Annotated in this window: 11 protein-coding genes; 10 read left to right on the plus strand and 1 reads right to left on the minus strand. The window is 34.8% G+C overall.

Features of this window, described 5'->3' with window-relative positions; all coding sequences use genetic code 11:
- Window positions 1–42 precede the first annotated feature (42 nt).
- Both P3U32_RS02655 and P3U32_RS02660 read left to right on the plus strand, forming a co-directional pair.
- Entirely contained in the window at window positions 43–597 is a 555-nt protein-coding gene (locus tag P3U32_RS02655; protein WP_323704063.1) for a biotin transporter BioY, read from the plus strand.
- Between the two features lie 9 nt (window positions 598–606).
- Entirely contained in the window at window positions 607–1,350 is a 744-nt protein-coding gene (locus P3U32_RS02660) for a GNAT family N-acetyltransferase (RefSeq protein WP_323704064.1), read from the plus strand.
- A gap of 58 nt (window positions 1,351–1,408) precedes the next feature.
- On the opposite strand, the gene fdhD is transcribed toward P3U32_RS02660, so the two are convergent.
- Entirely contained in the window at window positions 1,409–2,200 is a 792-nt protein-coding gene (gene fdhD, locus P3U32_RS02665; RefSeq protein ID WP_323704065.1) for a formate dehydrogenase accessory sulfurtransferase FdhD, read from the minus strand.
- Window positions 2,201–2,336: 136 nt separating this feature from the next.
- On the opposite strand from fdhD, the gene P3U32_RS02670 reads away from it, so the two are divergent.
- The 8 genes from P3U32_RS02670 (at window position 2,337) to narI (ending at window position 14,078) form a co-directional block, all read left to right on the plus strand.
- The gene (locus tag P3U32_RS02670; RefSeq protein WP_323704066.1) at window positions 2,337–4,697 is read left to right on the plus strand and encodes an FdhF/YdeP family oxidoreductase; all 2,361 of its coding nucleotides are present in this window, start codon (window positions 2,337–2,339) and stop codon (window positions 4,695–4,697) included.
- A 667-nt stretch (window positions 4,698–5,364) separates the two neighbouring features.
- Window positions 5,365–6,132, plus strand: coding sequence for a molybdate ABC transporter substrate-binding protein (gene modA / locus P3U32_RS02675; protein WP_323704067.1), 768 nt, complete (start codon window positions 5,365–5,367; stop codon window positions 6,130–6,132).
- 11 nt (window positions 6,133–6,143) lie between these two features.
- Window positions 6,144–6,812 (plus strand): molybdate ABC transporter permease subunit, encoded by a 669-nt coding sequence (gene modB, locus P3U32_RS02680; RefSeq protein WP_323704068.1) that lies wholly within the window; start codon window positions 6,144–6,146, stop codon window positions 6,810–6,812.
- Window positions 6,813–6,817: 5 nt separating this feature from the next.
- Window positions 6,818–7,417 (plus strand): ATP-binding cassette domain-containing protein, encoded by a 600-nt coding sequence (locus tag P3U32_RS02685; RefSeq protein WP_323704069.1) that lies wholly within the window; start codon window positions 6,818–6,820, stop codon window positions 7,415–7,417.
- 196 nt (window positions 7,418–7,613) lie between these two features.
- A complete protein-coding gene (locus P3U32_RS02690; protein WP_323704070.1) occupies window positions 7,614–11,285 on the plus strand; it encodes a nitrate reductase subunit alpha in 3,672 nt (1,223 codons plus the stop codon).
- Complete coding sequence (gene narH, locus P3U32_RS02695; protein WP_323704071.1) at window positions 11,275–12,831, plus strand: nitrate reductase subunit beta; 1,557 nt, start codon at window positions 11,275–11,277, stop codon at window positions 12,829–12,831. The genes P3U32_RS02690 and narH overlap by 11 nt, the downstream gene beginning before the upstream one ends.
- On the plus strand, window positions 12,824–13,405 hold the full coding sequence (narJ, locus tag P3U32_RS02700) for a nitrate reductase molybdenum cofactor assembly chaperone (RefSeq protein WP_323704072.1): 582 nt from the start codon (window positions 12,824–12,826) through the stop codon (window positions 13,403–13,405). Before narH ends, narJ begins: the two co-directional genes overlap by 8 nt.
- On the plus strand, window positions 13,398–14,078 hold the full coding sequence (narI, locus tag P3U32_RS02705) for a respiratory nitrate reductase subunit gamma (RefSeq protein ID WP_323704834.1): 681 nt from the start codon (window positions 13,398–13,400) through the stop codon (window positions 14,076–14,078). Before narJ ends, narI begins: the two co-directional genes overlap by 8 nt.
- Window positions 14,079–14,082: the final 4 nt, after the last annotated feature.

Raw genomic sequence — 14,082 nt, forward strand, 5'->3', positions numbered from 1 at the left:
TGTGGTATAATCATTGATATCTTAAGATTTGGAGTGAGTAAGTTGAAAACAAGAGATATCGTTATGATTGCAATGTTTACCGCATTTATTTCTGTAATGGCATTTATTCCACCGATTCCATTACCTATTATGCCAGTACCAATTGTATTACAAAATATAGGAATTATTTTAGCGGGTTGTTTATTAGGGTATAAGAGAGGGACTTTAAGTGTTGTTATCTTCTTACTACTTGTAGCAATCGGGTTACCTGTATTATCAGGAGGTAGAGGTGGACTAGGTGTATTCTTTGGACCATCTGCAGGGTATTTAATTGGATATCCAATTGTCGCATTTCTTATTGGATTCTTTATAGATAAAAAGTGGAAAAAATTAACCTTCGTATACGCATTGTGTGTGAACTTAATCATAGGTGTGTTGTTACTGAATATCATAGGCGGTTATGCTATGGGTGAATTTATGAATGTTTCTATTATACATAGATACAAACTAGCAGCTGCGTTCTTGCCAGGGGATATTGTTAAAGCAGTACTTGCAACTATGTTACTATTTAGTTTAAAGAATGTACCTGAAATTAAGAGATTAAGACAAAATGGATGAGGTGTTGTAATGGTTACATTTAGTGATATTGAAACAGATGGAGATATATTAGAAGATACTGATCGCTATACCCATTTTCAAACATTACATAAACGTATTCAATATGATTCAAATAAGATTGTTTATAAACAAATGCCTGATTTAGAAACATTTAAGAACGATGAACATATGTTGAAAAAGCTACACGAACAACATGAACAGCCATTTTTAAAGTTTGTATTTCCTGAAAATGAAATGATTGATGATCAACTCGGTTCATATTTAAAAGAACAAGGTTACGAATATAGTTGGATAGAATTATATATCAATCATGACAAAGATTTTCATACAAAGCATAATGAAGCGATAGAAGTTGTTGAAACAAATGATGATAATTTAGTAGATTTCATGAATTTATCTTATGAATTTGATAAGGAATATGGCGAAGATTATGCAGAATTAAAAATTACTACGAATAAAGAACAATTCGCAGCGACCAATCCAATTCAAGTGATTGCTTATTACAAAGATAAACCAGCTGGAATTTTACTTGTCTGGAAACAAGCGCATTATGTTGAAATAGATAGTTTTGCGGTGGATGAATCATTACGTCGGAAAGGCATTGGAACAGAGATGCAAGCTTATGTCTCAAAAATTGCACAAGATAAGCCAATTATATTAGTTGCTGACGGAGAAGATACAGCTAAAGATATGTATCAAGCACAAGGGTATAAATATAGTGGTTTCCAATATGAAGCTTTAAAAGAATATTAAAAACTAATCTGAACAAAAAACACACTAAACTTATAAATATAAGTTCAGTGTGTTTTTATTAATTTTGTATAATTCTTTCAGCATGACTATAAACATTAAAACTACCGTCTCTAATAAATCCTACAGCTGTAATATTTAAGTCATTTGCTAATTCGATTGCTAAGTTCGTTGGTGCGGATTTAGATAAAATAATACCGACACCGATTTTTGAAGCTTTAATTAATATTTCCGAGGAAATACGACCACTAAATATCAACACTTTATCTCGAATAGATACATTGTTTTGAATACAATAACCATATAATTTATCTAAAGCATTGTGTCTGCCAATGTCTGATCGGTGTTCATAAAACTCACTACCATCACTAATCGCTGCATTGTGTAATCCACCTGTTTGTTTGAATACTTTACTTTCTGAATGTAATCTTTCCATCATTGATAAAATTTGATCCGCATTGATGGTTACTTTAGATTGAGATACCTTAGAAGTTTGAACATCATTATTGAAGTAGAATGCTCTACTTTTTCCACAACATGATGATAAGACGCGTTGCGTATACTGTTTAGTACGTGGATCAATCGGGTGGGTTAATTCAACATGTGCAAACCCTTTTGAGTCATCGATTGTGATTTGTTTTAAATCTTTTCCACTAAAGATGACACCTTCAGAAGCTAAAAATCCTAAAACGAGTTCTTTGAAATTTTTTGGAGAGCAGATGATCGTAGCAAATTCTTCACCATTGATCATGATAGTTAGTGGGAATTCAGTAACGTAAAAATCAGTTGTCTCGACGAACTGATTGTTTTCATATTTTAAAATATTTTGATTGTAAGTCATATCCCTATTCATACGATTTCCCCCACTTATAAAGCTATTAATATAATGATTATACTTATAAATTAGTGTTATATAAAGTGGAAGCACTTTCAATTATATTTCAATTTGAATATAATGAAAGTAATCGAATTATTAGAGGGGGATAAAAATGGGGAAGACAAAACATCAAGGTCCAATGAAGAAAGACATGAAACTTGCACCTGAATTTTGGGTTAGTCCGATACCCTTTGGATTAGGTAAAGTGAAGCCTAAACATATTAGAGATACAATGAAAATTGTTTGGGACAATAAAGATAATTTAAATTATGCTAAAAATATTATTACAAAAGGTGTTTGTGATGGTTGTGCGCTAGGTGTATCAGGATTAAGTGATCAAACGTTAACTGGTCCTCATGTATGTACAACGCGTTTTAATGTATTAAGGTTAAATACAATGCCTGAAATTAAACCTGAAATTCTTCATCAAGACATAGATGAATTAAGAAAATATAATAGTTCAGAATTAAGAAATTTAGGTCGTATTCCATATCCAATGATGCGAAGAAAAGGTGATCGTAAATTTATTCGTATTTCATGGGAAGAAGCGATGAATACAATCGCGGATAAGATGAAATCATTAAATCCTAGAAATTATGCGTTTTACTTAACTTCTAGAGGTATTACAAATGAGTCGTATTATGTTGCCGGAAAAGTTGCGAGATTCTTAGGAGCTAACAATCTTGATAATGCTTCGAGAATTTGTCATTCACCTAGTAAAACTGCAATGAAACGATCTGTTGGTGTTGGCGCTTCAACTTCGAATTACCAAGACTGGATCGGTACAGATGTATTACTTTTCTGGGGAAGTGTTGCGTCTAATTCGTCACCCGTTTCAACTAAATATATGTTGGAAGCTAAGAAGAAAGGGACAAAAATAATCGTCGTGAACCCATATAAAGAACCTGCAATGGATAAATATTGGATACCTTCAGTAGCGGAATCAGCATTGTTTGGTACGAATGTTGCAGATGATTTCTATCAAGTGAATATCGGTGGAGATATAGCATTTATGCACGGCATTATGAAACATTGGTTTGAAATGGAAGAAGAATCTTATGGTTCTGCAATCAATCATTCATTTGTAGAGTCACATGTTTCAGGTTATGAAGAATTGAAAGAAACTGTTATAAACCAAACATGGGAAGAGATTGAACAGTCTAGCGGTGTTACTAAATCACGCATTTATGATTTAGCATTAGAATTAGCGAAAGCAAAAAATGCTGTATTTGCATGGGCACTTGGTTTAACGATGCACGAATTTGCTACAGATAATATATCTCAAGTATGTAATTTAGCGCTGCTAAGAGGATTTTTAGGTAGAAAACATAGTGGGTTAATGCCATTCAGAGGACATTCAAGTGTTCAAGGTACTGGTGAAATGGGTTGTGATCCATTTGTGTTACCAGGGGGTGCTTTTCATGGAGAAAATCATGAACGTATTGAGAAGTTATGGGGCTTTGATATCGCCGATTGGCAAGGCGATACAGTAGGTGTAACGTTGGAAAATGCGATGCTACCAGATGATCATGAAAGAAAAATTAAATGCTATTATTTATCTGGAGGAAACTTCTTAGAAACAATGCCAGATCCGACATTTGTTGAAGAAGCATTAGAGAACTTAGAATTAAGGGTCCACCAAGATATTATTTTAAATACGTCAACTTTAGTTGATGCGAAAGAAACGGTTATTGTACTTCCAGCTAAGACGCGTTATGAACAAGATGGCGGAGGTACATCAACTTCAACTGAACGTATGGTATACTATTCACCTCAAATTGAAGGTAATCAAAATAGAATTAAAGAAGCGAGATCAGAATGGAAGATTTATATTGATTTAGCTAAAAGAATCAAACCTGAAACGGCACATTTAGTTGATTTTAAAGATGGACAAGAGATAAGAGAAGAAATCGCTAAAGCCAATCCAGATTACGAAGGCGTCCAATATTTGAAAAAACAAGGAGACGTATTCCAATGGGGCGGTGCTTGGTTGTGTGAAGATGGTATTTGTCCAACTGATGATGGAAAAGGTCATTTGATTGGCGTAGACATACCGAATTTAAATAAAAAAGCGGACGACTTTATGCTAACGACACGACGTGGTAAACAATTTAACTCTATGGTTTATGGCGAACACGAAACCTTTAACGAAGGTGGTAGATACGATGTCTTAATGAATAAAGAAGATGCTGAATCAATGAGTATAGCTGAAGGTGAAGGTGTTGTACTTCATAATGGCTTCGGTGTGTTCCAAGGCGTCGCAAAATATGTAGACATTCTAAAAGGTAATGTTGAAGTATACTTCCCAGAAGGAAACTACTTGTTACCAAGAGGACGATATGAGAAATTTGCAGAAATTCCTGATTACAACATAACTGTTAAGTTAGAAAAAGCTGATCGATTTAATGCGAAGAAAGACAGAGATTATTACGAGAAACCAGTTAAAGAATTAGAAGAAATACCACTACAATAGTAAAAAAGTGTCGACATTGTTATATACTTTGTCGGCATTTTTTTATGTGCATGCTTTTTCTGCAGGAGTCAGCGCAAAAAAATCCTGAACATTGCAAGTGGAGGTCGACAAGCAACATTGGAGCGCTGAATATTGCAAGTGAGGACCGAGAAGCAACATTGGAGCGCTGAACATTGCAAGTGGAGGCTGACAAGCAACATTGAGGCGCTGAACATTGCAAGTGGAGGTCGACAAGCAACATTGAGGCGCTGAACATTGCAAGTGGAGGCTGACAAGCAACATTGGAGCGTTGAATATTGCAAGTGAGGGCTGACAAGCAACATTGGAGCGTTGAACATTGCAAGTGGAGGTCGACAAGCAACATTGAGGCGCTGAACATTGCAAGTGAGGGCGGACAAGCAATATTGAGCAAGGCTAACGAGATAGTTCTGAGTAACAATCCTGTTAGAAAATCTAACGAGATAGTTCTGGAAAACAATCTCGCTAGCCTCACTTTTACTTATAAATACATTGTTTATAGTAAAATTTCAGACTTACATACGCCTAACTTTTTTTAATTTATGCTATGAATTAAGAAGTATTTGTGAAAAAATATACATAGCTCTTTCATTGCGTAGTTGAAAGGTGTAAATTAAGTTTATACTATTTATAGAGAGGAAATTATTTTATGAAACGATTGTTTATGCTCGTTGTAGCATTATTAGTTGTATTGGCTGGGTGTAATACGGAATCTAACCAAGACAAAATTAATAAAAAAAATGAAGAAAAGCACTTAACTGTATCTGCAGCAGCAAGTTTAACAGATGTCACTAAAGCACTAGAAAAAGAATATAAAAAACAACACCCTAATACAAATATTAAATTTAATTACGGTGGTTCTGGTAGTTTAAGAAAGCAAGTTGAAGCGGGTGCTGATGTAGATGTTATTATGTCAGCAAATACCGAAGATGTAGACACACTAAAAGATAATAAAAAAGTATCAGAAGTGTATGACTATACTAAAAACAAATTAATTGCGATTAAATACAAGAATTCTAACATCAAAAAAATTAAAAACGTAAGTTCACCTTCTAAAGTTGCGGTAGGTGAAGAAAAAAGTGTACCGGCAGGAAGATATGCGATTGAATACTTGAAGAAAGAAAAATTATACGAAGGTATGACAAGTACATTTGTATTTGCGAAAGATGTTAAACAAGTATTGAATTATGTTAAGAAAGAAAATGCTGAAATTGGATTTGTTTATGAAACAGATTTATATAAAGGTAAAGATAAAAAAGTAGAAAACATTGTTAAATTAACAGATGCCCCATTAGATGAACCAATTATATACAGAGCAGGGCTTGTTACAGACAAAAAAGAATCAAAAGAGTGGTTTAATTTCTTAAAATCAAAAGAAGCTAAACAAATATTTAAAGAATATCACTTTGAAGGTTAGGAGCTTAATCTATGCCAGATTTAACACCATTATGGATATCAATGAAAGTAACATTAATAAGTACAATTATTGTATGTATATTAGGTATTGTTCTGGCAAAGTTAATGCACCGCTACAATGGTAAACTTAAACCATATATAGAAAGTGTCATTATGTTACCCATTGTTTTACCACCAACTGTGATGGGATTTATTTTATTGATTATATTTTCAAAAAATCAATGGTTTGGTCATTTAATAGACCAAACATTACATATTCAAGTCATATTTAGTTGGGTGGGTGCGGTCATCGCTGCAGTAATTGTCAGCATACCGCTTATGTATCAACATGTGATCAATGGTTTTCAATCCATTAATCCTAAGATGTTAAACTCAGCTAGAACAATGGGTGCGAGTGAAAGAAAGATATTTTGGACAATCGTTATACCACTAACAAAACGTGCAATATTTTCAGGTATTGTTATGAGTTTTGCTCGAGGATTAGGTGAGTTTGGAGCAACGCTTATGATTGCAGGATATATTCCAGGGTTAACGAACACGTTACCTCTGGAAATATATTTTTTAGTACAATCTGGTGAAGAGAATCAAGCTTGGTTATGGGTCATCGTGTTGATTGCTTTTGCAGTGTGTGTGATCAGCGCATTAAATATATTAAATCAGAAAAACCATAAGTGGGAGTGATATGTATGATTCACATTAATATAAAAAAAATAATTAAAAATCGTACAATCACGTTAAATATCCAGTCAGAAGTACCGAAAATTTATGCCATCGTTGGAAAATCGGGCATAGGCAAAACGACGTTGTTAAATATTATTTCTGGTTTAGCAGAAGCAGATGATGTATTCATACGTATAGATAATGAAACGTTAAGTCATCACGGGCATCAAGTGAAGGTACAAGATAGAAAAATCGGATATTTATTTCAGGATTATCAGCTATTTCCGCATATGACAGTTCATGAAAATATTCATTATATGACCCGACCGAATAAAGATACTGAACATTTGATTAAGCAATTAAATATAGAACATTGTTTAGATCAATATCCTTCAACGCTATCAGGTGGAGAATCTCAAAGAGTTGCGTTATGCAGAGTATTAAGCGTGAAACCTAACTTGTTATTATTGGATGAACCATTTTCAAGTTTAGATGATGAAACGAAAGAAGAAGGAATGAGATTAATTCAAAAGATTTTTGCAACGTGGCGAATTCCAATCATACTCGTTTCACATTCTAAAAAAGAAGTTACAACGCTATCAGATGAAGTAATAGAAATTAAATAATGTACGAAATTATGAAATTAAAACATAAAGTCTGTCGATTAAGTGAAACCTAATCGACAGGCTTTTTTATGCTTTAATTTTCAAAGTGAAATAGGGAATTTCGAACGATGTATAGGTAATCCCCTAATATAAAAAGTTTGTGAATTTTTTTACAATGTAGTTAGTAGAAAAGGGCAAAAATTAGGAGGTACCATATATGGTTAAATTAGGTTTGAAATTCTTTAAGCCAACTGAAAAATTTAAAGGTAATTGGTCTATTTTAGAAGAGAAAAGTAGAGAATGGGAAAAGATGTACAGAGAAAGATGGAGTCATGACAAAGTTGTCAGAACAACGCATGGCGTGAACTGTACAGGGTCTTGCTCATGGAAAGTATTTGTGAAAAATGGCGTGATTACATGGGAGAATCAGCAAATCGATTATCCATCGTGTGGACCAGACATGCCTGAATTTGAGCCAAGAGGATGTCCGCGTGGTGCATCGTTTTCTTGGTATGAATATAGTCCATTACGTATTAAATTTCCATACGTCAGAGGGAAACTGTGGAAATTATGGAAAGCAGCTTTAGAAGAATATGGAGATCCAGTTGTTGCTTGGGCATCCATTGTTGAAGATGAAGAAAAGGCACACATGTATAAAAATGCGAGAGGTAAAGGTGGACATGTAAGAGTCAATTGGAGAGATGTAACACAACTGATTGCAGCACAAATTATATATACCGTAAAAAAATACGGACCAGATAGAATCGCTGGATTCACACCTATACCTGCAATGTCGATGATTAGTTACGCTTCAGGTGCTCGATTTATTTCATTATTAGGTGGAGAAATGTTGAGTTTCTATGACTGGTATGCCGATTTACCACCAGCATCACCACAAATTTGGGGAGAGCAAACGGACGTACCTGAGTCTAGTGATTGGTACAATGCGGGCTACATTATTATGTGGGGATCAAATGTACCTTTAACAAGAACGCCTGATGCACATTTTATGACTGAAGTACGATATAAAGGAACTAAAGTTGTGTCAGTTGCACCAGATTATGCCGAAAACGTTAAATTTGCGGATAATTGGCTAGCACCAAATCCAGGTACAGATGCAGCGTTATCTCAAGCGATGACACATGTGATACTTCAAGAGTTTTATGAAGAAAAGCAAGAACCAATGTTTATTAATTATGCTAAACAATATACAGATATGCCGTTTATCATTCAACTAGATAAACATGGTGAGGGTTATAAAGCAGGTCGATTTTTAAGAGCAAGTGATTTAGGTATGGAAACGGAACATGCTGAATGGAAACCTGTAATCTATGATCAACATAAAGGGGAACTTGTTGTTCCGAATGGCACGATGGGACAGCGATATGAAGAAGGTGCTAAATGGAATTTAAGTTTAGAAAATGAAGATGGTACATTACTTGATCCAGCACTTTCACTGAAAGAACATGAATCTTCAGTGATGACGATACAATTCCCGTATTTTGATAATGAAGGAAATGGTACGTTCGAACGTCCAATTATCGTTAAAGAAATTGAAAAGGCAAATGGTGAAAAAGCATATATCGCGACAATCTATGACTTAATGACAAGTCAATATGGTGTAAGACGTTTAAATCATCCACTTGAAGCAAAAGGATTTGAAGATGAAACGTCGTTATATTCTCCTAAATGGCAAGAAAAAGTGACTGGCGTAAAAGCATCTGTCGTGATTCAAGTGGCACGTGAATTTGCGCAAAATGCGATTGATACAGAAGGTCGTTCAATGATTATCATGGGTGCAGGAATTAATCATTGGTTTAATTCAGATACGATTTATCGTTCGATTTTGAATTTAGTCATTCTTTGTGGCTGCCAAGGTGTGAATGGCGGTGGATGGGCGCATTACGTTGGTCAAGAAAAATGTAGACCGATTGAAGGATGGTCCACAATTGCATTCGCAAAAGACTGGCAAGGTCCACCAAGATTACAAAATGCGACAAGTTGGTTCTATTTTGCGACGGATCAATGGAAGTATGAAGAGTCTGGTGTAGATAAATTACAATCACCACTTTCTAATGAACTGAAACATAAGCATCCTGCAGATTACAATGTATTAGCTGCAAGGTTAGGTTGGTTGCCCTCTTATCCACAATTTGATTGTAATAGTCTATTGTTCGGTGAAGAAGCAAAAGAAGCGGGCGATGATTCGAATGAAGCAATTATTAAAAGAGCAGTCGATTCAGTAAAGAATAAGCAAACAAAATTTGCGATAGAAGACCCAGATGCAAAACAAAATCATCCAAAAACATTATTTGTATGGCGTTCAAATTTAATTTCAAGTTCTGCTAAAGGTCAAGAATACTTCATGAAACATTTATTGGGGACGAAGTCAGGCTTATTAGCAAACCCGAATGAAACTGAAAAACCAGAAGAAATTATGTGGAGAGAAGATACAACAGGTAAGTTAGATTTACTAGTTGCATTAGATTTTAGAATGACAGCAACACCTTTATATGCAGATGTTGTATTACCAGCTGCAACTTGGTATGAGAAACATGATATATCTTCAACAGATATGCACCCATTTATTCATCCATTTAATCCAGCAGTTGATCCATTATGGGAATCTCGATCAGATTGGGACATCTTTAAAACATTAGCAAAAGGCGTATCTGATTTGTCGAAAACGCATATGAAAGAAACATTTAAAGATGTCGTTACATCACCTTTAGCGCACGATTCAAAACAAGAAATTTCAACACCTTATGGCCTTGTGAAAGATTGGTCTAAAGGAGAAATCGAGGCGATTCCAGGTAAAACAATGCCAGGTTTTGCTGTAGTAGAAAGAAATTATACTGAGATCTATGATAAATATATTTCGGTAGGACCATTATTAGAAAAGGGGAAAATCGGTGCACACGGTGTGAGTTATTCCGTGAAAGAACAATATGATGAATTGAAATTAATGTTAGATACTTGGGAAGATGAAACAGTGAAAAATGGTCTGCCAAGAATGGATACAGCACGAAAAGTCGCTGATGTTATATTGAATGTTTCTTCCGCTTCAAATGGTAAAGTATCACAAAAATCATACGAAGACTTAGAAAATCAAACAGGTATGACATTAAAAGATATTTCATCTGAACGTGCGTCTGAGAAAATTACATTCCAGAACATTACAGCTCAACCTAGAGAAGTGATTCCAACAGCTGTATTTCCAGGTTCTAATAAATTAGATAGAAGATATTCTCCATTCACAACGAATATCGAACGGTTAGTTCCTTTTAGAACATTAACAGGTAGACAAAGTTATTATATTGACCATGAAGTGTTCTTGCAGTTTGGAGAAAATTTACCAGTGTATAAACCAACGCTACCACCAATGGTATTTGGCACGAAAGATAAACAAATTAAAGGTGGCGTAGATACGCTCGTATTAAGGTACTTAACACCACATGGTAAATGGAATATCCATTCAACTTATCAAGATAATTTACACATGTTGACGCTATTCAGAGGTGGTCCAACAGTTTGGATTTCAAAAGAAGATGCAGAAGAACATGATATTAATGATAACGACTGGTTAGAAGTGTATAACCGTAATGGATTAGTCACTGCTAGAGCAGTTGTATCACATAGAATGCCTAGAGGTACGATGTTTATGTATCACGCACAAGATAAGCATATTGAAACACCAGGTTCAGAAATTACAGATACACGTGGTGGTTCTCATAATGCACCAACACGTATCCATTTAAAACCGACACAACTCGTAGGTGGTTATGCACAAATGAGTTATGGATTTAACTATTATGGTCCAATAGGAAACCAACGTGATGTGTATGTTGCGATTAGAAAGATGAAGGAGGTAGATTGGCTTGAAGATTAAAGCACAAGTAGCAATGGTAATGAATTTAGATAAATGTATAGGTTGCCATACATGTAGTGTGACTTGTAAGAGTACTTGGACAAATCGTCCTGGTGCTGAATATATATGGTTTAACAATGTTGAAACGAAGCCAGGTATAGGCTATCCAAAACGATGGGAGGACCAAGAAACATATAAAGGTGGATGGGTGCTCAATCAAAAAGGAGACCTAGAATTAAAATCTGGAAGCAAACTATCTAAAATTGCGCTCGGTAAAATATTCTATAATCCAGATATGCCTGAAATGAAGGATTATTATGAACCATGGACATATAACTATAAACACTTAACAACTGCTAAAGAAGGCAAACACTCACCTGTCGCTAAAGCAGAGTCAGTCATTTCAGGTAAAAAATTAGACCTCAAATGGGGACCAAACTGGGAAGATGATTTAGCTGGTGGTCATGTGACAGGTCCAACAGATCCTAATATTCAAAAAATCGAAGAAGAAATTAAATTTAATTTTGATCAAACATTTATGATGTACTTACCAAGATTGTGTGAACACTGCTTAAATCCAAGCTGCGTAGCTTCTTGTCCATCAGGTGCTATGTATAAGAGGGATGAAGATGGAATTGTACTTGTCGATCAAGATGCATGTCGTGGTTGGAGATACTGTATGACAGGGTGTCCTTATAAGAAAGTTTACTTCAACTGGAAAACAAATAAAGCAGAGAAATGTACATTCTGTTTCCCACGTGTAGAAGCAGGTTTACCTACTGTATGTTCAGAAACATGTACTGGTAGAATGCGTTATTTAGGTGTATTACTTTATGATGCAGATAAAGTGAAAGAAGCCGCTTCAGCTGAAAATGAACAGGATTTATATCAAAAACAATTAGACCTATTTTTAGATCCGTTTGATGAAGATATTATTCAACAAGCAGAAAAAGATGGCATCACACAAGACTGGATTGAATCTGCACAAAATTCACCAGTATATAAATTGGCAATTGAATATAAATTAGCATTCCCATTACATCCAGAATATAGAACTTTACCAATGGTGTGGTATTGTCCACCATTAAGCCCAATCATGAATTATTTCGAAGGGAAAGATTCAATCAGAAATCCAGATATGATATTCCCAGCAATAGAAGAAATGAGATTGCCCGTTCAATATTTAGCTAATATGTTAACAGCGGGAGATACGAAAACGATTAAAAGTGCATTGCAACGTATGGCTATGATGCGTAGTTATATGAGAGCTAAATCCAGTAACAAACCATTCGACACTTCTAGATTAAATCGTGTTGGCCTCACTGAAAGACAAACAAAGGATATGTACCGATTACTAGCAATCGCAAAACATGAAGATCGTTTTGTTGTACCAACATCACATAAAGAAGGATATATGGATACGTACAGAGCACAAGGTAGCCAAGGTTATGGAGATGAAAATTTTGGCATGAATTGTGATGGATGTGGTGTTCAAGAACTTTCAGAAAATAAATCTGGTCAACAAATATATAACGAGAATTTCTATGGAGGGATTTTCCGTGATTAATTTAGATGCATTGTATCAGTATAAAGAAAGTTTTGGCTTCTTCAGTAATCAATTGACCTATCCTGAGAAGTTGGATTTTCATCCAAAAGCGTTTGAACACGCATTTGATGACAAACATCCAGGATATGCTAATGTACAACAATATTGGGAGAATATGCATGAAATATCACTCGATGACATTCAAGAAGTATATACACGAACATTTGATTTTGAAAAAAAGACGACGCTTTATATGACATACAATAAGTTTAATGAACAAAAAGAGCGCGGTCAGATGCTTGCAAGATTAAAAGTATTATATGAAATGTTTGGATTAGAAATGCCCAAAAGTGAACTCTCAGACTTTTTACCTTTGATGCTAGAATTTTTATATGCAGCTGATTGGAGAGGTGACAGTAGAGCACAAGAAAGTTTAACACTGGTTGTCATGGTCATTGAAGATGGTACGTATGAACTTATGCAATCACTCGGGGAACAAAATAGTCCGTACTTTCATCTTATACAAGCTTTAAGAGAAACATTAAAAACATGTGTCGTGGAACAACAGCAAGAGAAGGTGATCAATGGTGATTAATCAATTTGTTTGGGTGATTTACCCATATTTATGTGTGGCAATATTTATTATCGGTCATATATTCAGATATAAATATGATCAATTTTCATGGACGGCAAAATCGAGTGAATTTATTGAGAAAAAGCAATTAATGTGGGGGAGTATCTTATTTCATTTAGGTATTATACCGGTTATATTCGGTCATATAGTTGGATTAGGTATTCCGGCAGAATGGTTAAATGCGGTGGGTGTTACTAATCACATTTATCATATTGGCGCGGTTTATATCGGAAGTATCTTCGGTATTATGACATTTCTAGGTATGATATTACTCACTGCACGAAGAATTACGAAAGAAAATGTTAGACGATTAAGTACAGTGTCAGACATTTTTGTTAATTTATTATTATTAGTAATTGTATTTATGGGGTGTGTTGCAACGTTATGGACTAATGCGACAACACCAGAATTTGATTATAGACAAACGATCTCAGTTTGGTTCAGAGGTTTATTAATATTTAATCCAGATGCGGCACTTATGATAGACGTACCATGGACATTTAAAGTACACATTATATCTGGATTATTTATAACAGCAATGTGGCCGTTTACGCGTCTCGTACATGTATGGAGTGTACCATTAAACTATTTTAGTAGAAGTTATATTATTTACAGAAAGCACAAATCGAATTAAAATA

It is taken from the genome of Mammaliicoccus sp. Dog046 (assembly GCF_034039665.1).
Lineage (GTDB): Bacteria > Bacillota > Bacilli > Staphylococcales > Staphylococcaceae > Mammaliicoccus.